At 60.9% G+C, this 21163-nt stretch carries 18 protein-coding genes; 11 read left to right on the forward strand and 7 right to left on the reverse strand.

Features of this window, described 5'->3' with window-relative positions; genetic code table 11:
* Positions 1–50 precede the first annotated feature (50 nt).
* The 3 genes from BV911_RS10435 to BV911_RS10445 form a co-directional block, all read right to left on the reverse strand.
* Complete coding sequence (locus tag BV911_RS10435; RefSeq protein WP_205963835.1) at positions 51–1145, reverse strand: ABC transporter ATP-binding protein; 1095 nt, start codon at positions 1143–1145, stop codon at positions 51–53.
* Entirely contained in the window at positions 1142–2923 is a 1782-nt protein-coding gene (locus BV911_RS10440; protein ID WP_086053552.1) for an iron ABC transporter permease, read from the reverse strand. Before BV911_RS10440 ends, BV911_RS10435 begins: the two co-directional genes overlap by 4 nt.
* A 69-nt stretch (positions 2924–2992) precedes the next feature.
* On the reverse strand, positions 2993–4165 hold the full coding sequence (locus tag BV911_RS10445; protein WP_086053553.1) for an extracellular solute-binding protein: 1173 nt from the start codon (positions 4163–4165) through the stop codon (positions 2993–2995).
* A 569-nt stretch (positions 4166–4734) separates the two neighbouring features.
* Between BV911_RS10445 and BV911_RS10450 the strand changes: the two genes are divergently transcribed.
* Positions 4735–5430 (forward strand): GntR family transcriptional regulator, encoded by a 696-nt coding sequence (locus tag BV911_RS10450; protein WP_086053554.1) that lies wholly within the window; start codon positions 4735–4737, stop codon positions 5428–5430.
* Positions 5431–5474: 44 nt separating this feature from the next.
* On the opposite strand, the gene BV911_RS10455 is transcribed toward BV911_RS10450, so the two are convergent.
* On the reverse strand, positions 5475–6380 hold the full coding sequence (locus tag BV911_RS10455; RefSeq protein ID WP_086053555.1) for a LysR family transcriptional regulator: 906 nt from the start codon (positions 6378–6380) through the stop codon (positions 5475–5477).
* Positions 6381–6556: 176 nt separating this feature from the next.
* Here BV911_RS10455 and BV911_RS10460 point away from each other — a divergent pair, with 176 nt between their 5' ends.
* From BV911_RS10460 to BV911_RS10480, 5 genes are all read left to right on the forward strand, one after another.
* Positions 6557–7552, forward strand: a complete 996-nt coding sequence (locus BV911_RS10460) for a TRAP transporter substrate-binding protein (protein ID WP_168184039.1) — start codon at positions 6557–6559, stop codon at positions 7550–7552.
* A 79-nt stretch (positions 7553–7631) separates the two neighbouring features.
* Positions 7632–8132: a TRAP transporter small permease gene (locus BV911_RS10465; RefSeq protein WP_086053557.1), complete on the forward strand. Its 501-nt coding sequence runs from the start codon at positions 7632–7634 to the stop codon at positions 8130–8132.
* Positions 8129–9427 carry a TRAP transporter large permease gene (locus tag BV911_RS10470; RefSeq protein ID WP_086053558.1) on the forward strand — a complete coding sequence of 433 codons (1299 nt, stop codon included), beginning with the start codon at positions 8129–8131 and terminating at the stop codon, positions 9425–9427. Before BV911_RS10465 ends, BV911_RS10470 begins: the two co-directional genes overlap by 4 nt.
* Position 9428: 1 nt before the next feature.
* The gene (locus BV911_RS10475; RefSeq protein WP_086053559.1) at positions 9429–10403 is read left to right on the forward strand and encodes a D-2-hydroxyacid dehydrogenase; all 975 of its coding nucleotides are present in this window, start codon (positions 9429–9431) and stop codon (positions 10401–10403) included.
* Entirely contained in the window at positions 10400–11584 is a 1185-nt protein-coding gene (locus BV911_RS10480) for a M24 family metallopeptidase (protein WP_086053560.1), read from the forward strand. The genes BV911_RS10475 and BV911_RS10480 overlap by 4 nt, the downstream gene beginning before the upstream one ends.
* 31 nt (positions 11585–11615) lie before the next feature.
* Here BV911_RS10480 and BV911_RS10485 read toward each other — a convergent pair whose 3' ends face one another.
* On the reverse strand, positions 11616–12521 hold the full coding sequence (locus tag BV911_RS10485; protein ID WP_086053561.1) for a DMT family transporter: 906 nt from the start codon (positions 12519–12521) through the stop codon (positions 11616–11618).
* A gap of 381 nt (positions 12522–12902) precedes the next feature.
* Between BV911_RS10485 and BV911_RS10490 the strand changes: the two genes are divergently transcribed.
* From BV911_RS10490 to BV911_RS10505, 4 genes are read left to right on the forward strand one after another with little or no spacing between them, the layout of a single operon-like run.
* A complete protein-coding gene (locus BV911_RS10490) occupies positions 12903–13844 on the forward strand; it encodes an ABC transporter permease (protein WP_086053562.1) in 942 nt (313 codons plus the stop codon).
* A 2-nt stretch (positions 13845–13846) separates the two neighbouring features.
* The gene (locus BV911_RS10495) at positions 13847–14707 is read left to right on the forward strand and encodes an ABC transporter permease (protein WP_086053563.1); all 861 of its coding nucleotides are present in this window, start codon (positions 13847–13849) and stop codon (positions 14705–14707) included.
* A gap of 1 nt (position 14708) precedes the next feature.
* Positions 14709–15719 carry an ABC transporter ATP-binding protein gene (locus BV911_RS10500; RefSeq protein WP_086053564.1) on the forward strand — a complete coding sequence of 337 codons (1011 nt, stop codon included), beginning with the start codon at positions 14709–14711 and terminating at the stop codon, positions 15717–15719.
* A complete protein-coding gene (locus BV911_RS10505) occupies positions 15716–16699 on the forward strand; it encodes an ABC transporter ATP-binding protein (RefSeq protein WP_086053565.1) in 984 nt (327 codons plus the stop codon). Before BV911_RS10500 ends, BV911_RS10505 begins: the two co-directional genes overlap by 4 nt.
* Before the next feature lie 63 nt (positions 16700–16762).
* On the opposite strand, the gene BV911_RS10510 is transcribed toward BV911_RS10505, so the two are convergent.
* Both BV911_RS10510 and BV911_RS10515 read right to left on the reverse strand, forming a co-directional pair.
* Positions 16763–18367 carry an ABC transporter substrate-binding protein gene (locus BV911_RS10510; protein WP_086053566.1) on the reverse strand — a complete coding sequence of 535 codons (1605 nt, stop codon included), beginning with the start codon at positions 18365–18367 and terminating at the stop codon, positions 16763–16765.
* A gap of 41 nt (positions 18368–18408) precedes the next feature.
* Complete coding sequence (locus BV911_RS10515; RefSeq protein ID WP_086053567.1) at positions 18409–19053, reverse strand: glutathione S-transferase family protein; 645 nt, start codon at positions 19051–19053, stop codon at positions 18409–18411.
* Between the two features lie 281 nt (positions 19054–19334).
* On the opposite strand from BV911_RS10515, the gene BV911_RS10520 reads away from it, so the two are divergent.
* Complete coding sequence (locus BV911_RS10520; RefSeq protein WP_086053585.1) at positions 19335–21110, forward strand: SLC13 family permease; 1776 nt, start codon at positions 19335–19337, stop codon at positions 21108–21110.
* Positions 21111–21163 lie beyond the last annotated feature (53 nt).

The following is a 21163-nucleotide window of genomic DNA, read 5'->3' on the forward strand; positions in this document are numbered from 1 at the left end:
GCTCTTGTATCCATCCAGATCGTCAGACGCGGTGCCACCTGCCCCCATGATCAGGCCGCAAGGATCGCAACGTCATCCGGGTTCACGACGACATCCACGGTATCGCCCACCGCAACGCCGCTGCTGGGATGCAAGCGGGTCATCAGCTCAGACGCCCCCAGCGTCACCTTGCATTCAAGCGACTCGCCCAAAAATACGATATCGGTCACCTTGCCCGAAATGCGCGGCATCTCTGGCCGGGTCCGGTCATCGGCAAGAAACACATTTTCGGGCCGCACTGCGACCGAGATGTCCTCGCCCTCCGACCGCCCATCCGATGCATATGCCAGATTGCCCCATTCGGTGCTGATCAGGCCGGGCACGCCGTGCCGGGCCGCCTGGACAATCTTGCCCTCGGCAAAATTGCACTGACCAATGAAACTGGCAACAAATCGCGACACTGGCCGTTTGTAGATTTCCGTCGGCGTCGCCTCTTGCGCGATCACACCGTCACGCATGATTGCGACCCGGTCGGCCATGGTCAACGCTTCGGTCTGATCATGGGTCACATACAGCGCCGTCATTCCAAGGCGCTTCACAAGGTTGCGTAATTCCAACCGGGTCTCGGCGCGCAGTTTGGCATCCAAATTGGACAGCGGTTCGTCAAACAACACAACCGAGGCCTCACGCACGATGGCGCGGGCCAGCGCCAGACGCTGTTGCTGGCCGCCGCTGAGGAACGGCGCAGGACGGGACTCGTAGCCGCTGAGTTGCACCAGTTCCAGCGCGCCTTTGACCCGGCGGTCAATCTCGGGTTCGCGCAGCTTCTGTTTCATTTCCCGCAAAGGAAACGCCACATTTTCAAAGACTGTCAGATGCGGCCAGATGGCGTAGGATTGGAACACCATGGCAAGGTCGCGTTTAAACGTCGGCACTGAAATGCCCTTGGCGGAATCGTGAACCACGGTGTCCCCGATCACAATGCGCCCCTCTGACGGACCCTCCAGCCCGGCCAGACAACGCAGCGTCGTGGTCTTGCCGCAGCCGCTGGGCCCTAGCAAGGTATAGAACTCACCCTGCGCCACCTTGATGGTTACGCCACGCACCGCATGCACGACACCTTTGTCTGAATTGAACCGCACGTGCAGGTTTTCGATCTCAATCACACCGATTTTCCCCCATTGGACTTCGCAAATCCGAAAATGCGCAGGGCCAATGCCAAGACAAACATTGCCGACATCAGCATGATTCCGATTGCGCCCACTGAATTGATATTTCCGTTATTCCAAAGCGACCAAATCATGACGCCAAGCACTTCGTTGTTGCCCCCTTGAGACAGGATCAACGGCAAACTGATGAACCGTACGCTGAGCATGGCGACGTAGATCCAGATGCCAACAAGCGTCGGCATCAACAGGGGCGCAAAAATGCGCAAGGCCACCCGCCAAGGCGGGGCGCCGCACAATTTGGCCGCATCTTCCAAATCCGGATGGACCTGTATCATGGCCACACTCATCGCCCGCACCGAATAGGACAGAAACAGGATCGTGAAGCCCAGAACGAGGGACCCCAAAGAACCAAAGGTGCTGGCGCCGGTCAGGGAATCAAACTGGATCAGCAACCAAAACAGCGCGAGGCCCAGCACGATCCCCGGGATCGAATGCGGCATGAAGGACATGACATCCAGCGTGTAACGGGCGGAAAACCGAGTACGCACAATGATATAGGCGATGACAAAGGACAAGATTGTGACCACCGTCGAGGTCATCAAGGTCAACCAGACCGTGTTCCACACCACGCGGCCAACCCGTGGCTGATTGAAGACAGTCTCATAGTGCTTGAAGGACAGCGTCTGGAACGCCTCCCATGAGGGTTGGCGCAGATAGCCCACCATCGACACATAGAGCAGCACGAGAAACGGCAGAACAATCGACACGAACAGGAACAACCCGGCAATCCCGATCGCCGGATAGCGCCATGCACCAAGGCGGACAGAACGGGGCGTATAGCCCTTGCCGGTAATGATCGTGTAGCGCTCGGAATGGCGGACCAGTCGCAAGTAGAAGACCGACACCACCAAGGCGATGGCCAGATAGAAGACCGCCGCGGCGTTGGCTTGGCCGAACGCGGGGATCGCGCCGATATTCTCGATCAGATTGAACACTCGGGTGCTGAACACGTGCAGGTTCACCGGCATCCCCAGAATGCCCGGGATTTCAAAGTTTTCTAGCGCGGTGATCGCCTGAAAGATGCTGATCGCCAAAACCCCGGGCAACAGCAATGCAAGCGTCACCCGCCGCGTGGCCCGCATCGGGCTGGCCCCGCTCACGGCGGCAGCTTCTTCCAGACTTGGGTCCATGCTGCGCATCAGGGGCACCAGCATCAGAAATGCCACCGGCACCAGCCGCAGACCTTCGGCAAAGATCAGCCCCGCCATGGTATAGATATCGAACAGCGGCCCCTCGGCACCGGTCATGAACATCCAGCCCCGGTTCACAAAGCCGGACCGCGGACTAAGCAACAGCACCCACGCAATCGCATGCAAAATCCCGGGCACCGCAATCCCCAGCGGCACGCCCGCATAAATCCACATCTTGCCGGGCATGTCCGAGCGTTCCACCAGCCAAGCCAGCACCGCAGCTGTCCCGATCCCAAACACTGTCGCGCCGGTCACATAGACCGCCGTATTCCACAGAACCAGATCGATCCGCTGCTCGACCCAAACGGCGTAGAAATTCCCGAACCCCATCGTATCGAATGAGAACTCATTCGGCAGACGCGATTGGCTGAAGGCCCCGACAACCAAGGAAAAAATCGGCGCCGCGACCATTGCACAGACCAGCAACAGCACCGCCCACGGAAAAAAGCGTCCAACAATGGCGCGCAGGTCCTGTGGCCGCCGTTCGTCCGCGCCTTCCGGCGCCCCCGAAAAGGAGTTATTCATGCCAAAGCCTTATGTCAGAAGAACACTGATGGACCGACGCCGCACCGGGCGCCGGTCCGGTCAATCCTGTTACTCGGGTCCGCCGGAATTGGCCCAAAGTGGGTTCCAGACCTCGTAAAGCGCGGGCAATCCGACGGTCAAACCTTCGACAGTGCGCAATGCGATATCCTTGCCAACGAACGAGTCGCCCAGTGCCGACGCCCCGTCGATCTGCAAATCTTTATGCACCGGCCCATCGCCCCCGGCCACATACCGCACCAACTGTCCTTCTTGGCTAAGGATCCAGTTGATAAAGACCTTGGACGAGTAATTCGTCGGCGAGTCGCGGAACATTCCGATCAAGTTGAAATACTGCGGCACAGGTTCAGGACAATGAAACCCGACCGGCGCCCCGGTTTCCATCAGTTCTTCGGTCTCGTCATTCGGCGCGGGCAAAGCGACGTCGAATTCACCAACCAGCATCAGGTTTGAAATCCCGGAAATCCCTTCTTTGCGAAGCTGCGGCTTAAGATTGTCGAAAAACCCCGGCAGGATTTCGTTGGTCATCCGCTCGGGGCCATAATCCGGGTGGGTCCACAGGTTCAGGGTCCAAAGTTGCGCCCGATTTGCCGCGCCGACCCGGCCACCGGCCAAGGGACTGTACGGCGCGACCAACTCGGCCCATGTGGCAGGCAGCTCATCCGCCGATACGGTGTCCTTGTTATAGGCCAGACACCATGTCGTATTTTGCATGCCCGCATAGGTGCCGTCCGCCGCGCGGCGATCTTCTGGCACCCCGCTCCATGCTGGCAGATCATCCAATTCCGCCAGCGCGTCAGCGTCAATGAAATCCGGCAGTGAGCCTTCAAAACTGACCAGCACGTGCCGGACGAGATTTCCGGACTTATACGCCAGCAACGGTTGAACCGCCCGCGCCGCACCAGAGGTTTCGGTGGCGACAATATCGATCTGCGGATAACGCGCCTGAAAAATCGGCAACCACGCCGCGACGTGTTCTGGCGTGTCATTGGTGCTGAAATCAATCGGCCCTTCGGCAGCGGCTTGGTCGATCCAATCTTGCGGGATATCCAGCTCGGCGTCGGTTGCCGCCGCAGCTTGGTCAATGATCGCGGCGTCGACATCTCCGTCTGACAAATAGGTCCGCGCCTCTGGAGTGAGATCGGCCGCAACAGATCCGGCGAGAACCACCAATGCCGCCGCTGACCCCCCTGCCAAACGAGAAGTGTATGGAATCCAAGTCATCTTTTCCTCCCTGATTGGTCGTCAGCACCCGCAGGCGCATCCGAACGCCACACACGGCCCAAAGATTACCCGTTGCGGCTACGGCAGAGCGTAGAGCAAGAAAAGTCGCCCTGTAAACATAAATCGATTTTTTTTACTTCTATGGCAAATGATCCACGAAATATCGTATTGGTTAACTCCGACACGTTGTCCGGCAGATCAGGTTCCGTCAGCCCCACCGCGAACCGCACGATCATTGGCGACCTCAGCCGCCCTGCCCATCCCGACTACACCCATGTCATTGCGGCGATCATGGCACTTTAATACGGACTATTTCCAGTATTTTTCCGTATAATTATCGTGTTACTTCCCAATCTTTATCGTCTCGCGCATGAACACCGCACCCTCTGATCGGGCTCGTCCCGCCGGGCGACGCACCGCAGCCAGTCCAGTTGTCGCCCCCATGACGGGGTTACCAACCCCCATCATGGATAATCGATTATTTTCACCATGCTCGATTCTGGTTTATCTTTTCATGGGCAACCGGTAAGTCTGGGGCTTCAAACAATCAGGCAAAGGCTCAATTTTTTATGGTCAATGAGGCCACTGAGCAGAAACAGACCCGGGCGTCGTCGATCTATTGGCGGTTGCGCAATGAGATCCTTGATGGCACCCGCCCGCCGAGCGCAAAGCTGAATATCCGCGATCTGTGCGAGACCTTTTCAGCGGGCCTCAGCCCGGTCCGTGAGGCCTTGAACCGGCTGTCCTCGGAAGGGCTGGCGCAACAATCAGACAACCGCGGCTTCAAGGTGCAGCCCGTCAGCTTGCTTGAGCTTGTCGACCTGACCCAAGCGCGGTGCTGGGTCAACGAAATCGGCGTGCGCAAATCAATCGAAAACGGCGATGCGCAATGGGAGGAAACCGTACTGCTGACCAGCCATCGGTTGATCAGGACCCCCCGCATTCTGCCTCAGCACAACACGGCTCCCAACCCGAAATGGGCCGTGGCGCACAAGGATTTTCATCAATCGCTGATCGCGGCTTGCGGGTCCAGTTGGATGATCGACACCTGTAGCCGGTTGTTCGACGCCGCCGAGCGGTATCGCAACCTTGCCCGGGTCGCCGGGGTGTCACGAAGCGATCCGCGCGACGAACATCACGACATCATGTCTGCCGTGGTCAATCGCCGGGCCGATCAGGCCGTGGACTTGTTGAACGCCCATTTCAACCGGACCGCGCAATTGGTCCAGACCGTGGTCGGCGGCGACGCCGAATCTGGCGATTAGACCATCCGATTGCCACCGGCCAAAGATAGCCCTGTGGCAAACGCCTACAGCGATTTGGCCTGCTGGATCGCGACCTCACAGAACAGTTTGGCAAGGTTGCTTTGCACGCGGTCCTGCCGGGTCAGAATTCCGAACACACGCGGCGCCAGCGCGTGGCTGATCTCGACACATTCCAACGTTCCATAGTGCAATTCGTCCTGAATGAGCTGCTTAGACAAGACCGAAATCGCATCCGACATGCGCACAATCCGCAACAGCGAGGCGATGGACGCGGTCTGAATGATCCGCTTGGGGAACTCCAGCCCGTTGGTCGTATACAGCGCCTCGACCTGCTTTCGGAACGTCCCGCCCGCAGGCGGCATCGCCCACATTTCGTCCTGAAGTCGCGCCAACGAAAGGCTGCTGTGATTGGCCAAAGGGTTGCCTTTGCGCATGGCCAGCACCGTTTTCGCCTCAAACAGCGGCGTGAAGTCAAATGCATCACTGGGCGCGGCAAGCGCGGCGGCACTGATCACAATGTCCAGTTGCCCGCCCGCCAAGAGGTCAAGTAGGTCTTCGTCAATCGCCTCAACAATCTCGATTGTGACGTCCTTGGTCTGGCCCAGAATATGCGCCACCGTGGCCGGGATAATGCCATGGGTCGACAACGGCGTCCCGCCCACACGCAGCGTGCCCTTGATCCCCTGCGACAGCAATTCGATCTCATTCAGGACGGCGGCGATGGTTTTATCGACCTCATCTGACCGTTGCGCCAAAATTCTGCCCGGCTCGGTCAACACAGCACCATTGCGGCCGCGATCCACCAGAGTGGTCTTCAGGATATCTTCAAGGCGCTGAATGCTCAGTGACAAGGTCGGCTGGGAAATGCCAAGCGCCTTGGCCGCGCTGACGAATGTCCCATGTGCGCCGATTGCCGCGAGGTGGCGGATATGGCGGGGCTCAACTTCCATAGATCAAACCTATGTAAAACGCATAAATGGCAATTTGCCTTAATGGAACTCGGCATGTCAAGCTGTCTGAAGTCGACCCAAGCGCACAGGTTATGCCCTGTCGCGCCGGGTCACTGGGAGGACATGGAGCCGCCTTGCCCGTGGGGTGGACCGGCTCCGACATCTGGGAGGATGTGATGAAATTTCGACACTCTGCCTTCGCGGCAGCCCTGAGCGTTGCGGTAATTCCAACCCTCACCCTCGCCGAAACCCTTAAGGTCTCGACCTTCGTGCCCCCGAACCATGCTTTCAACGTGATGCTGGCGCAGTGGGGCGAAGAGCTGTCCGAACAAACGGATGGGGAACTGACCCTTGAAATTTTCCCATCCGGCCAGCTTGGGCCGCCGCCCCGGCAATATGACCTCGTCACCTCCGGCGCTGCGGACATTTCGCTGATCCTGCACGCGGCGACGCCCGGCCGTTTCCCGGTGACCGAACTGGTCGCGATGCCGTTCACCACCCCCAGCGTCGGCGATGACAGTGCCGCCATGTCGCAACGGCTGACCGAGATCGCGCCAGAATTTTTGGCGGCCGAGCATCCGGATGTGAAAATCCTCTGGATGGCGGTGACACCCGCGCTCAAGCTGCACCTGACCGACGTCGATCCCTCAACGCTGGCCGCGTTTAAAGGTCTGCGCATCCGCTATGCCGGGGCCACGTGGCAGCAGATCATCGAACGTCTCGGGGCATCGCCCGCCCCGGTTCCCCCGGCGGAAACCGCCGATGCCATGAGCAAAGGTATCGTCGACGGCGCGTCGTTCCCATTTGAGGCGGCGCAATCCTTCGATCTTGCCCCGCTGCTCAAATATTCGCTCGAGCCCGGCATCGCCTCGGCCAGTTTCGCCGTCGTCATGAGCCAAGCCGCCTTCGACAAACTTCCTGCCGAGATGCAAACCCTGATCGATGAGACCACAGGCCCCGCCCGGGCCGCCGCATTCGGTGAAATGTGGGACACCGGCGAGGCAGAGGCGCGGCAGTACCTTATTGATGGCGGCGTCTCGGTCGTCTCGATGTCCGACGCCGAAATGGCGGACATGCAGGCGGCGCTGGAACCGATCCGCACGGAGTTGATCGAGAACGTGACCGAAATGGGACTTCCCGCGCGGGCGTTCCTTGACGCCTACGAACAGTAAGCGCCGGTGATCCTGCCGCCCGCCATGGACGCGGGATGGCAGGATTCCCCTGCCCCCAATTTCTTGAAAGGTAGACCCGTTGAGCTTGCGCAAGAAAACGGATCCTTTGGCCCGCGCCGGCCTCTGGCTCGCCTGTGTGGCGCTGATTGCCCTGATGATGGTCATTGTCGGCGATGTCGTCTCTCGCAATCTGTTTGGCCGACCGGTGCGCGGCGCCTATGATCTGGTCAGCATCTTTTTGTTGATCATGATCTTTTCGGGGATGGCGTCGGTTGTGGCGCAACGCTCGGAAATCCTGATCGACATCATCGACGGGGCGCTGTCGACCCGCACCACCCGGGCGCTGAAGCTGCTGGCGTCGGTCACCACGGTCGCCATGTGCGTGTTTCTGTTGGTGGCGATGGTATCGCCCGCAGTGTCGGCCTATCGCTATGGCGACCGGTCGCTGGAACTGAACCTGCCGGTCTGGACGCTCTGGGTCGTCGCCTTTGCCGGGCTGATCACCGTCCTGATCGTGGCGATCGCCCGCGCCATTGACGAGTGCCGCGGCACCGACATCCCGGAAAGTGACACACCATGAGCAGTCTCGCGATCGGCCTCACCGGCATTGGCGGCATGCTCATCTTGTTGTTCCTGCGCCAGCCGGTCTGGCTGACGCTGCTGCTTTGCGGGGTCGTGGGCAATATCGTTATGAACAACGGCAAGGTCGCGCAGATGGTGGCCGCCACCAACGTCTTCGACACCTCGTATAATTACGGCCTGTCGGTGATCCCGCTGTTCATTCTGATGGGCGAAGTGGCAACGCGGTCGCGCATGTCGGCAGAACTGTTCGCAGCCGCCCGGGTCCTGTTGACCGGGGTCAGGGGCGGCTTGCCAATCGCCACCATCGCCGCCTCAGGCGCGTTCGGTGCCATCTGCGGATCGTCAGTGGCAACAGCCGCCGCCATGACCCGGATTGCCTTGCCGGAAATGCGCAAGGCCGGCTATGAAGACGGCTATGCTGCGGCGTCGATTGCGGCGGGCGGATCGCTGGGCATTCTGATCCCGCCCTCGGTCATCCTGCTGATCTATGCCTCTATTGCCGAGGTCTCAATCGCGCGACTGTTCGCGGCCTCGATGATCCCGGGGATCGTGTTGATGCTGGTCTATATCGCGGTGGCGGTCGTGCTGGCGCGCAAGGCCCAACCGCGCAACCCCGACCTGCCGGTGTCAATCCTGACCCGGGTCCGCGCCTTGCTGGGGCCTTGGCAGTTTGTCCTGTTGTTCGTGCTGACCATCGGCGGCATCTATACCGGCATCTTCAGCCCAAATGAGGCCGCCGCCATCGGGGCCTTCGGGGCGATCGTACTCGGGCTGGCGCAACGCAGCTTGACCCTTGCGCATCTTGTGGACGCGATCCAGCGATCCGTCATCATCTCGTGCGTGCTGTTCATGGTCATCATCGGCGCCACCGTATTCGCTAATTTCGTCGTCCAGACCCGGATGCCCGACTTGCTTCTGGCCGCAGCCGCCGACGCCAATATGTCGGCCGCCGCCGTGATGGGGATCATCATTCTGGCATATATCGTCATGGGCTGCTTTCTGGAAGGTATCGGCATGGTCCTGATCACGGTTCCGGTGTTCCTGCCGGTGGTGGTTGGGTTCGGATTTGATCCGATTTGGTTTGGGGTTCTGGTCACGATCCTTGTCGAGTTGGGATTGCTCACCCCCCCGGTCGGCATGAACCTGTTCATCATCAAATCACAGGTGCCCGACATGAAAATGCGCGTCCTGTATAACGGCATCCTGCCGTTCCTGATCGCCCCATTGATCGTCATCGCGTTGATGTTCTCAGTCCCTGAAATTGCCACATGGCTGCCGGATCGGTTGTTCTGACATGGAAAATTCTCGCAATAAGACCGTTCTGGTCAAAGACACTGATGCGGCGTGGTATGTGTCCGAACTGGCAACCCGCTGCCCGCAATACCGCTACATCGCAGCTGCCGATGACGACGCGGCCCTGCGGGTTGCAGATCAGGCCGACATCATTGTCGGGCTGGCGCCAGCCCTGTCCGAAACCTTGATCAAAGCCGCGCCGCAGTTGGAATGGGTGCAGGCCCTGACCACAGGGGTCGACAATCTGGTGGCGATGACCACGCTGCACCCTTCGGTGGCCCTGACCAATTGCGGCGGGTTTCACGGGCCGCAAATGTCCGAACTGGCCTTTCTGATGATGCTCAGCCTTGCCCGTGATTTCCCCCGGATGATTGCCAACCAACAGCAGAAGACATGGGCGCGCTGGCCTCAGTCGTTGTTGCTGGGAAAGACGGTGACCATCGTCGGGGTCGGGGCGATCGCCGAAGACCTGGCCTCCCGCTGCGGCGCCTTCGGCATGACCGTCACCGGGGTCTCAAATGGGCGCAGCGACGTGCCCGGCTTTGCCCGGATCGACAAGCGGAGCGCGCTGGTCGAAGCCGCCGCGCAGTGTGATTTTCTGGTGGTGCTGCTGCCCTATGATGCCACCAGCCATCACATCATCGACGCCACTGTTTTGGCAGCAATGCGCCCCTCGGCGATGCTGATCAACATCTCGCGCGGGGGATGTGTGGATGAAGTCGCGCTTCGGTCCGCCCTTGAACAGGGTCAGATCGCGGCAGCGGGGCTTGATGTGTTTGCCACCGAACCGCTGACACCGGACGATCCGATCTGGACCGCCCCCAACATTCTGATCACGCCGCATATTGGGGGCATGTCGGATATTTACAAACATCAGGCCCTGCCCAGTGTCGCCCATAACCTCACCGCCTATTCCACCGGCGGCGCGGGCCAACTGCGCGGGCTCATCCAAAGAGACAAAGGACCAGATGCATGACCACCATATCGCCCCTGTCAAAGTCTGAACTAGAGCGGCGCTGGACCGCCGCCCGCGCCGTGATGGCCGCCCACGGGATCGACGCATTGGTGATGCAGGCCCGTGAGGATTGGATGGGCGGCTATGTGCGCTGGTTCACCGATATTCCGGCGCTGAATGGCTATCCTCGAACCGTGATTTTCTACGCCGATGCGCCGATGACTATGGTTGAGATGGGCGCGTTCGGCACCATGCGCGATCTTGGCGGCGCCGATGCCGACCTGCGCGGGGTCGGCACCGTCCTTGGCACGCCGTCATTCGTGTCGATCGAGCAAACGCTGACCTACGACGCCGATCTGGTGGTCCAAGATCTGGCGCGTCACGGCGCAAAGTCGATTGGCACCCTGTGCCCCGGCGCACTGCCCTCTGCGCTGATGACGGCGCTGAGCCAACAGTTTCCGGGCGGCCGCTGCGTTAATGTCACTGATGCGATGGACCACGTCAAAGCCATCAAAAGTGCCGAGGAAATCACGCTAATTCGGCAGACTGCGGCGCTTCAGGATCAGGTCTTTGCCGAGGTCTGTGATTTCATCCGCCCCGGCCGGACCGATCGGGACGTCATGGCCCATGCTGAAGCCGCTGGGCGGCGTCTTGGCAGCGATCAGGGGATTTACCTCGGCTGTTCCGCCCCTTTGGGGACGCCCGCGCGTTTTATGGGACGCCATTTCCAATCCCGGACCCTTGCGCGCGGAGATCACCTGTCGATCCTGATCGAAATCAACGGCCCGGGCGGGATCTATCTTGAAATCGCCCGAACGATGGTGTTGGGCGCTGCTGATGAGCCGCTGCTACAAGCCTTCGAACAGGTGCGCGCGGCGCAGGACCATTCCTTGTCCCTGATGAAACCGGGGGCAGCCCCCGCCGAGATTTGCGCCGCCCATAACACATGGATGGCAGCGCACGGCCTGCCGGAAGAAACCCGCCTTTACGCCCATGGGCAGGGCTGTGAGATGGTCGAGCGGCCGCTGATCCGTCACGACGAAACCATGCCGCTGGCGGAAGGCATGTTGCTGGCGGTCCATCCCGGCTTTGACGACGGGCGGGTGTTCGCGGTCATTTGCGACAATTACATGGTCGAGGCCGACGGCGTGAGCGGCTGCCTGCACCAGACCGACAAGCGCATCTTCGAACTAGAGGGATAGCCTAGCCCCCTAAATGCGCGCGCCGATCACGTTATCGATGAGCAGACGGCGCGCCGACCTGCTTGCCCCGCCAGAGAATGAACAACCCGGACACAACGATCAGACCGGATCCGACCATCATCGGTACGCTCATCTCTTCCCCGAAAACGCCGACACCTAAGGCGATGCCGAACAGCAGCCGAGTGTATCGGAAAGGGGTCACGGCGGCCACCTCACCGGTACGCATCGCTTTCATCAGAAACGAATAAGCGGTGACCCCCGCGATGGTGGCCCCGATCAGGGCGCCAGCGCTGGTGGCATCAAGGGCCCGGAACGGCGCCGCTTGCCAAAGCGAAAAGATCGCGCCAGCAATGATGACCGCCAAGAAGCCATAGAAGCCAAGAACATTGGTCCCCAGCGCCGCCGGTGCGGCCCGACTGGCCAAATCGCGCCCGGCAAAGCCGATCATTCCGGCAACCGCCAGGATCGACAGGACCGAAAAGCTGTCCGAGCCCGGCTGGATAATGACCACCACCCCGATCAAGCCGATAACGATCGCCGTCCAGCGCCGCCATCCGACCTTTTCGCCAAAGACTACCGCCGCGCTGCCCACCACGACAAGCGGGGTCGCTTGCAGGATTACGGTGGTGGCGGATAAGGGCGTCAACGCAAGCGCCAGCACATAAAACAACCGTCCGCTGATTTCAAAAACCGCGCGGATCCGCATCGGGGGCGACAAGACCTCGGGGGCAAACAAGCGGTCCTTGTTGATCCGGGCCAATCCGGCAAACACAAGGGTGCCGCCGATCCCGAACAGGATCAGCAACTGGCCAACGGGCAAGGTCGCGGACGCGGCTTTGATCAGCGCATCCTCAAGGGCGAAGATTGCCATCGCCGCAACCATCCATAGGCTGCCGCGCAGGTTTGCCATCCGGTCCATTTGAATGTCAGGTCTCATTGGCTGTCCAATGCAGGTTCTCACAGGCGGCTGGCGCGTGCGGTACTGTGTGCCGACGATCCGGCCCAGCCCCGATGCATGAAACGCGTGCGCCCGTCAATGTCGATGCAGCCCGCCTCGGCCCGCGCCCCGAGCCGACCCACGCGCAAGAACCGTGCTTATGCGCAATGCCCGCGACCAAACCGACCAGATATCGGGCGATGACGCGCTTTGGCCGACCGTTGGTCTTGCGGCGCGAGGTGATTTTGATACTGTCGGAAAACTTCAGACGCTGCGGCGTAATTTCGGCACGCGTGCCCCAAAAAGGTAAACAGCTTTGATTGGACGGCACCCCTTTGCCCCGAACAATGTCGGCTTCGTATCCGCCGAGGCCTTTCAGCAATGCTGAGTTATGCCCTGCGGCGGTTGCTGGCGATCATACCGGTTATGGTCGTCGTCGCGCTGGTGGTGTTTTCGCTGCTGTATTTCAGCCCCGGCGACCCGGCACTTGTGCTGGCCGGAGAAACCGCGACCCCCGAAGAAATCGCCCGGATCCGCGAGGCGCTTGGGCTGGATCGGCCCTATCTGGTGCGGCTGACCGAATGGTCGCTGGGCATTCTGCACGGCGATTTTGGCGACTCGATCTTTTTTGGCCGCTCGGTGGCAGAGTTGATGGCGCAGCGGGCCATGCCGACCCTGTGGCTGTCGCTGTTGGCAATGATCTTCGCGCTGGTTCTGGCCCTGCCGCTGGGCATCATCGCGGCGTGGCAAGTGGGCCGCGCGCCGGACCGTCTGGCCATGGGCTTTGCGGTTGTGGGCTATTCCCTGCCGGTATTCGTGCTGGGCTATCTGTTAATCTTCGCCTTTTCCGTCTGGCTGGGCTGGCTGCCGGTGCAAGGCTATAAACCGCCCTCGGACGGTCTGTGGCCCTTCCTGAGCCACCTGATCTTGCCCGCGCTGACGCTTGGGGTGGTCTATGCCGCCCTGATCGCCCGGATCACCCGATCCGCCATGCTGGACGTCCTGCGGCAAGACTATATGCGGACTGCCCGCGCAAAGGGGTTGGGCCTATGGCCGATGCTGCTGCGCCACGCCCTGAAAAATGCCGCCATTCCGATCATGACCATTGTCGGCATCGGCTTCGGCTCGGTGATCAGCGGGGTCGTGGTGACCGAGACGGTCTTCAACATCCCCGGCATTGGGCGGCTAACAGTCGATGCCATTCTGCGGCGGGATTATCCGGTCATTCAGGGGGTCGTTCTGGTGCTGTCGGGGGTTTACGTCTTGATCAATCTGGTCGTTGACCTGAGCTATGGTCTGTTCGATCCGAGGATCAAATATTGAGTATGGCATCCCCTTCCGTGTCCGCCGACCCCGATGCCCTGACCTTGGGCCAAGTGCTGCGGCACCCGACGATCTTCATCGGCGTCGCCATCATGGCTGTAATGATCATTGGCGCGCTGCTGGCCCCGTGGCTTGGCACCGTTGACCCGCAATCCCTGTCGCCGTTGCGCCGCCTCAAACCGCCCAGTGCCGAGGCGTGGTTTGGCGGGGACATGGTCGGCCGCGATGTGTTCAGCCGCACCCTTTACGGAGGGCGGGTGTCGTTGATGGTCGGGTTGTCCGTGGCGACGATTTCGATCTTTCTGGGGCTGATCGTCGGCTTGCTGGCCGGATTTGTTGGCTGGGTGGACGGGATTGTGATGCGCGTCATGGACGGGCTGATGGCGATCCCCTCGATCCTGCTGGCCGTCGCATTGATCGCGTTGACCGGGGCCAGTGTCGGCAATGTGATCCTCGCCATCACCGTCTCCGAAGTGCCCCGCGTGTCGCGCTTGGTGCGCAGTACGGTGCTGTCGCTAAAAGAACGCCCCTTCGTAGAAGCGGCGATCGTGGTCGGCACGCCATTTCACGCGCTTCTGACCCGCCACATTCTGCCCAATACCATGGGGCCGCTGTTGGTGCAGGGCAGTTACATCTTCGCCTCGGCGGTTCTGACCGAAGCGGCGCTCAGCTTCATTGGCGCGGGCACCCCGCCCGAAATTCCAAGCTGGGGCAATATGATTTCCGAGGGCCGTCTGGTGTTCCAGATCGCGCCCCATATGGTCTTCTTTCCCGGCGTTGCGCTGGCGCTGACCGTACTCGCCGTCAACATGATCGGAGACGGGCTGCGCGATGTGCTCGATCCCAATTACAGGGCTCGCTGACATGGCGCTTTTACACGTAGACAACCTGTCGACCAGCTTTAAGGGCCGCAAGGGCGAGGTTCTGGCCGTTGACCGGATGTCGCTTCAGATCGACAAGGGCGAAACACTGGCCGTAGTCGGTGAAAGCGGCTGTGGGAAAAGCGTCACCGCCTTGTCGGTCATGCGTCTGCTGCCAGAGCCACTGGGGCGGATCTCAGGCGGCAGCATCCGCTTTGAAGGCAAGGATCTTGCCACCCTGACCGAGCGGCAGATGCGCCGGGTGCGGGGCCGCGAGATCTCGATGATCTTTCAAGAGCCGATGACCAGTCTGAACCCGGCCTTGACCATCTCGCGCCAGATTACGGAAACGGTGCGCTTGCATTTGGATCTGGATGCGGCAGGGGTTCGGCAACGGGCGTTAGAGATGCTGGAGTTGGTGCAAATCCCCGAACCGGCGCGGCGGCTAACCCAGTATCCGCACGAATTGTCTGGCGGGATGCGCCAGCGGGTGATGATCGCCATTGCCTTGGCTTGTGATCCGAAATTGTTGATTGCGGATGAGCCGACGACGGCGCTGGATGTGACGGTTCAGGCCCAGATCCTCGACATCTTGCGCGACCTGTCCAGCCGCCAGAACATGGCCACGATGCTGATCACCCATGATCTGGGCGTGGTGGCGGAAATGGCAGAACGGTTGGTGGTTATGTATGCGGGCCGCATGGTGGAACAAGGCAAGGTTGCCGAGGTCCTGAGCGGGCCGCGTCACCCGTATACCGCAGGCCTACTGGGCGCCGTGCCCAAGCTGGGCTCAAGCCTGACTGCCGGGCCACGCAAAGCACTGGCCGAAATTCCCGGAACCGTGCCGCTGGTCCGCGCGCCACAAACCGCGTGCGCCTTTGCTCCGCGCTGCCCGCTGGCCACCGACCAGTGCCGGACCGAACTGCCCCCGGTGGTGCAGATCGGCGGCAGCCATCTCAGCGCCTGCTGGCGGACAGAGGACGTGCCCGGAATGGCGATAGGAGCGGCGTCATGACCTTGCTGAAAGTCGACGGGCTGGTGAAGCATTTCCCGGTGCGGCGTGGCCCGGTGGACATCATCACCCGCCGACCCCCTGAGGCCGTGCGCGCGGTCGATGGGGTCAGCTTTGACATTGCCGCCTCTGAAACGCTGGGGTTGGTGGGGGAAAGCGGCTGTGGCAAATCCACGGTCGGGCGCAGCATCGTCCGGCTGGAAACCGTCACCGCAGGCGACATCATTCTAGACGACCGACCGATCACCCATCTGGGGCGCGGCACCATGCGCGCTGTGCGTGCCGATGTTCAGTTTGTGTTTCAGGACCCCTTTGCCTCGCTCAATCCACGCATGACCATGGCGCAGGTGATTGAGGAACCTTTGCGCAATTTCGGCACCGGTGACGGGTCAGACCGCCGCCAAAAGGTGGCCGATCTGGTCGAACGCGTTGGTCTGCGCCCCGACCAGATGCACCGCTATCCGCACGAATTTTCCGGCGGTCAGCGTCAGCGCATCGGTATCGCCCGCGCCCTCGCCCTGAACCCCAAGCTGATCGTGCTGGACGAGCCGGTCTCGGCGCTGGACGTTTCGGTCCAAGCACAGGTCATCAATCTGCTGGTCCGGCTGCAGCAGGAATTTGGCATCGCCTATCTGTTCATTGCCCATGATCTGGCCGTGGTCGAACATATCAGTGACCGGGTGGCGGTGATGTATTTGGGCAAGATCGTCGAAATCGCCGAAAAACGCAGCCTGTTTGCCAAGCCCCGCCATCCCTATACGCAGGCGCTGTTATCAGCGGTGCCGGTGGCCGAGGTTGGCACGGCGCGCGAGAAGATCATCCTGAAAGGCGACCTGCCCAGCCCGCTGAACCCGCCTTCCGGTTGCCGCTTTCGCACCCGCTGCCCGTTGGCCCAACCGATCTGCGCGGAACAAGAGCCGCCCCTGCGGCCGATGGCTGGCACCGGTGGCCCCCATGCCGCCGCCTGCCACTTCGCCGAGTAACCACGCCCCGGACATGAAAAATCCGGCATCCTTTCGGACACCGGATTTGACCTGCGCGTCGATTTACTCGGACTTGTCGATGTTCCACAGGATCATCGTTCCGGGCATCCCGATCACACCGCTCAGCTTGGGCGAATGGGCGATGGGCACGAACCACTGACCGAAGGGCACGTACGGCACGACCTCTTCATAGGCCATCACCTGAATTTCGTCGGCCAAGGCCTGACGATCTTCATCGGTCGCCGCATCCGGGAAGCTGTTGATCAGCGCCTGCATTTCGTCGTTGCAGGGCCAGCCCGGCCACGCATCATCACAGCTGGCTTGCAGCGGCGTGTTGCCGATCGGATCCGAGACCAACAGACCCGGCCAATAGGTCAGGCCGATATTCCAGCCGCCTTCGGACGGAACACCGCGATTGGCCCGACGCCCAGACATTGCAGCATAATCAAGCGTTTGCAGGTCGACATTCACCCCGATGGAGCGCAATTCCTGCGCCAGAACCAGCGTCGATGAATTCATCGTCTGCACGTCCGTCGGATGCAGGATCACGATCGGTTCGCCATCATAGCCGGCTTCGGCAAACAGCGCCTTGGCCTTTTCCTTGTTGCTGCCGAAATCCTCTTCGACGCCAGCATCGCTGGCCAAGGGGGCACCGCACACGAAGAATGCACCGCAGGTCTCGTAAAGCTCTGGGTCGCTGAACATCGTTTGCAGGAACAGGTTCTGGTCCACCAGATACAGCAAAGCCCGACGCGCCCGAATATCATCGAAAGGAGGCTGGATGTGGTTCATCCGAACCATGCCTTGCGAGCCCAGCTTGTCGGTTTTCTGGACCACGATGCCTGCATTTTTCAGGATCGGCAGGAAATCGGTTCCGGGGGCTTCGAGATAGTCCACCTCGCCGTTTTGCAGCGCCAGAATGGCCGACTGCTGGTCGCGGATATTCAACCATTCGACCCGGTCGACATTGACCACTTTGCCACCGCTGGCCCCATTGGCGGGCTCGTCGCGCGGCACGTAGTTTTCGTTGCGACGATAGACGACCTTGGACCCCGGCACCCATTCATCGGCGACGAATTCAAACGGGCCAGAGCCGATCACTTCGGTGACGGCCACATCCACTGGCGTTTCGGCCAGCCGTTTCGGCATGATGACCGGCAGCACACCGCTGGGCTTGGAGATCGCATAAAGCATCAGCCCATAGGGTTCATTCAAGGTCCAGACGATGGTGTTGTCGTCTTCTGCTACAAGGCTGTCGGTCCGCGACCAGATCTGCCGCCCGAACGAGTCCTTGGCAGCCCAGCGGGTCATGGACGCCACCACATCCTCAGCCGTGACCGGAGCGCCATCGTGGAAGGCCAGACCATCGCGCAGCACGAAGGTCCATGTCAGGCCATCATCGCTTTCGGTCCAGCTGTCGACCATCTGCGGTTTCGGGGTCTGATCCTCGTCGCGGGCGAACAGCACATCATAGACCATGGTGGCGTGACGCTGGACGATGCCAACGGTGGTTACAATCGGATCAAGCGACTGGAGATCGGCATAGGGCACGACGCGCAGCACCCGATCTTCGGGCACATTGGTTTGCGCAAACAGCGGCGATGCTGCCGTGGCCAGAGCGACAAGCGCCCCAGCCAGCCCGCGTCTTGGGGATCGGAAGTGTATCATTAAGATGTCCTTTGTTGCTTAAACTCTCTGTCGTTGGCGGGCTAGCCTTGCAAGACCGCGCCTTCTGGCTTGGCCATGCCGGATTGGACCGCAGGCCGCGCGGCCACGTCACCGTGCCAGCGGGCCAGATTGGGATATTCGGCAAGGTCGATGGTCGCCCAATCACTGCGCGCGATCCAGGGAAATGCGGCAATATCGGCAATGGAATAGGCATCGGCCAGATAGGGCACTTGCGCCAGACGGGTATCCATTACCCCGAACACGCGCCGGACAAGCCCCACAGAATGCGCCCGGGCCACCTCGGGCTGCTCGTCGGCAAGGTCGGTCCAGTGATGCGCCTGCCCCATCGTCGGCCCCAGCCCGGTCAAGCCCACCATTAGCCACGACATCGCCTCGTCCAGCGCTTTGCCGCTTTTGGGAAGCAAGCGGTCATGGCGACGGGCAAAATCCAAAAGGATCGCGCCGGATTCGAACAGCGTCCGGTCGCCGTCCTCGCCAGACCACGTGACAATTGGAATTTTTCCATAGGGATTTCGCGAGACAACCTCGGGTGATTTTTGCTCCCCCCGGCGGATATTTACCCCATGAACCCTGTAATCCAGCCCCAATTCATCCAGCAGGATCGACACCCGGTTCGAATTGGGCGTGGCCCAAAGCCATGCCTGAAGATCGCGCTCGGTCTGCATCTGTATTCCGTCACCCTGTTTGATCGCACCGACGCCACCGGTCTTTGCGTGTTCCGGATAGTCGCGCCGAAATGGCGGCAAGGCAAGCCGATGACCCGCACAAGTGACGGTCTTCGATCGTGATCTGGGAAAGTTGCTTTTTTGCGGGGCAGTATCCTGCGATGTGCCGCAACGGGGGCGGACTGAACCACGTGGTACCGCCCAACGCAAAAATATCGTTTTTTTGCACTGGCGCTGTAGTTGCGGCTGACAACCGCCGCGATGTTGCTAAGCTGACCGTCATGCCAAGTGATCAAATTCAGATATCCCTCCTTCTCGTTGTCGTAATTGTCCTGCTGGTTTGGGGGCGATTTCGCTATGACCTTGTCGCCTTCGGGGCGCTGATCTTCGCCGCCGCGATTGGTCTGGTCCCGACCGATGACGTGTTTTCCGGCTTCGGCCATTCCGCAGTTGCGATCATTGCACTGGTGCTGATCGTCAGTCGCGGCCTGTCATCGTCTGGCGCGGTCGAACTGGTCGCGGCAAAACTGATCAACCCCGAGCGGCCCTTGCCCCTGCACATCGCGATCATTGCTGCGGTCGGGGCCGGGCTGTCCGCGATTATCAACAACGTCGCGGCACTGGCGCTGTTGATGCCGCTGGATATTGAAGCGGCGAAAAAATCCAACCGCTCGCCGGGTCAAAGCCTGATGCCGCTGTCCTTCGCCACGATTCTGGGCGGGATGATCACGCTGATCGGCACGCCGCCGAACATCGTGATTTCTGAATATCGCAATGATGCCATCGGTCAGCCCTTCGCCATGCTGGACTTCGCGCCGGTCGGCCTGACGGTGGCCATCGTCGGCATTACCTTTGTGTCGCTGGTGGGTTGGCGCCTGCTTCCGTCCCGCACGTCCGTCATGGATGACGCCCAAGACATGCGCCAAGGACGCTACGTCGCCGAACTGCGGGTGAGCGAGCAAACCTTCACCGACGACATTCAGGTTCAGGACCTGTATCCCAAGGCCGACGAGGCCGACGTGCATCTGGTTGGCCTTATTCGAAATGGCAAACGCAAGCCGGGTCTGGCGATGCGCGAGACCCTGCGCTCGGGCGATTTTCTGGTGGTCGAGGGCGAACCGAAATCCATTGAGGCCTTCATGGGGTTGGCCGGGCTGGACTTTGCCGGGTCAGAACAACACGAGGGCGGCGTGACGGCGCGGGGCCTGACGATCACCGAAACCATCGTTCCCGATGGCGCGCGGATCCAGAACCGCACCGCCCGCAGCCTGCAATTGCTCAGCCGCCATTCCGTCACCCTGCTGGGGGTGTCGCGCGAAGGGCAGCGGTTTCGCGACCGGGTTCGGCTGTTGCCGATCCGGGCCGGGGACGTTCTGTTGCTGCTGGGCCGCCCCGAACGCCTTGCTGCCGCGACCGACTGGCTGGGCGTCCTGCCCATCGAAGGCCGCCAGACCGAAGTGATCCAGCGCCAAAAGGCCGGGCTGTCCATCGGCATCTTCTTTGCCGCCGTCGGCCTTGCCGTCGCAGGCGTGCTGTCGTTGACGGTCGCCCTTGGCGCGGCCGTGATCGGCTATGTGGTGTTGGGCTTGGTCAACGGGCGCGAGGTTTATAACTCCATCGAGTGGAAGGTCATCGTCCTTCTGGCAAGTCTGATCCCCTTGGCCGAAGCCTTTGAACGCACCGGCGGGGCCGAGTTTCTGGCGCATCAGATCGCCAGTTTGACCCAAGGATACCCGGCATGGGTGACGCTGGCCGTGCTGATGGTGGTCACCATGACCATGTCCGATTTCCTCAACAACGTCGCGACCACCCTGATCGCCGCACCGATTGCCCTGTCCATCGCCGGGGCGACGGGCCAAAATCCCGACACCTATCTGATGGGCGTGGCCGTGGCGGCATCCTGCGCCTTCCTCACCCCAATCGGCCACAAGAACAATACGATCATCCTTGGCCCCGGCGGCTATCATTTCGGCGATTACTGGAGGATTGGATTGCCGCTGGAATTGCTGGTGATCGCGGTTGCGGTTCCCGCTTTGCTGGTGGTTTGGCCACTATAGGGCAAGCCACGTCTGGCGTCCGCGACCCGAACCCCCTACATGACAGGTGAGGT

It is taken from the genome of Pseudoruegeria sp. SK021 (assembly GCF_002119405.1).
Lineage (GTDB): Bacteria > Pseudomonadota > Alphaproteobacteria > Rhodobacterales > Rhodobacteraceae > Meridianimarinicoccus.

Excerpts from the sequence above, each read along its gene's own strand:
- BV911_RS10495 (WP_086053563.1), top strand. The coding sequence starts at position 13,847 with ATGGCATCCCCTTCCGTGTCCGCCGACCCCGATGCCCTGACCTTGGGC.
- BV911_RS10475 (WP_086053559.1), top strand. The coding sequence starts at position 9,429 with ATGGAAAATTCTCGCAATAAGACCGTTCTGGTCAAAGACACTGATGCG.
- BV911_RS10470 (WP_086053558.1), top strand. The coding sequence starts at position 8,129 with ATGAGCAGTCTCGCGATCGGCCTCACCGGCATTGGCGGCATGCTCATC.
- BV911_RS10485 (WP_086053561.1), bottom strand. The coding sequence starts at position 12,521 with ATGAGACCTGACATTCAAATGGACCGGATGGCAAACCTGCGCGGCAGC.
- BV911_RS10440 (WP_086053552.1), bottom strand. The coding sequence starts at position 2,923 with ATGAATAACTCCTTTTCGGGGGCGCCGGAAGGCGCGGACGAACGGCGG.
- BV911_RS10520 (WP_086053585.1), top strand. The coding sequence starts at position 19,335 with ATGCCAAGTGATCAAATTCAGATATCCCTCCTTCTCGTTGTCGTAATT.
- BV911_RS10510 (WP_086053566.1), bottom strand. The coding sequence starts at position 18,367 with ATGATACACTTCCGATCCCCAAGACGCGGGCTGGCTGGGGCGCTTGTC.
- BV911_RS10505 (WP_086053565.1), top strand. The coding sequence starts at position 15,716 with ATGACCTTGCTGAAAGTCGACGGGCTGGTGAAGCATTTCCCGGTGCGG.
- BV911_RS10455 (WP_086053555.1), bottom strand. The coding sequence starts at position 6,380 with ATGGAAGTTGAGCCCCGCCATATCCGCCACCTCGCGGCAATCGGCGCA.
- BV911_RS10480 (WP_086053560.1), top strand. The coding sequence starts at position 10,400 with ATGACCACCATATCGCCCCTGTCAAAGTCTGAACTAGAGCGGCGCTGG.
- BV911_RS10515 (WP_086053567.1), bottom strand. The coding sequence starts at position 19,053 with ATGCAGACCGAGCGCGATCTTCAGGCATGGCTTTGGGCCACGCCCAAT.
- BV911_RS10445 (WP_086053553.1), bottom strand. The coding sequence starts at position 4,165 with ATGACTTGGATTCCATACACTTCTCGTTTGGCAGGGGGGTCAGCGGCG.
- BV911_RS10490 (WP_086053562.1), top strand. The coding sequence starts at position 12,903 with ATGCTGAGTTATGCCCTGCGGCGGTTGCTGGCGATCATACCGGTTATG.
- BV911_RS10450 (WP_086053554.1), top strand. The coding sequence starts at position 4,735 with ATGGTCAATGAGGCCACTGAGCAGAAACAGACCCGGGCGTCGTCGATC.
- BV911_RS10460 (WP_168184039.1), top strand. The coding sequence starts at position 6,557 with ATGAAATTTCGACACTCTGCCTTCGCGGCAGCCCTGAGCGTTGCGGTA.
- BV911_RS10500 (WP_086053564.1), top strand. The coding sequence starts at position 14,709 with ATGGCGCTTTTACACGTAGACAACCTGTCGACCAGCTTTAAGGGCCGC.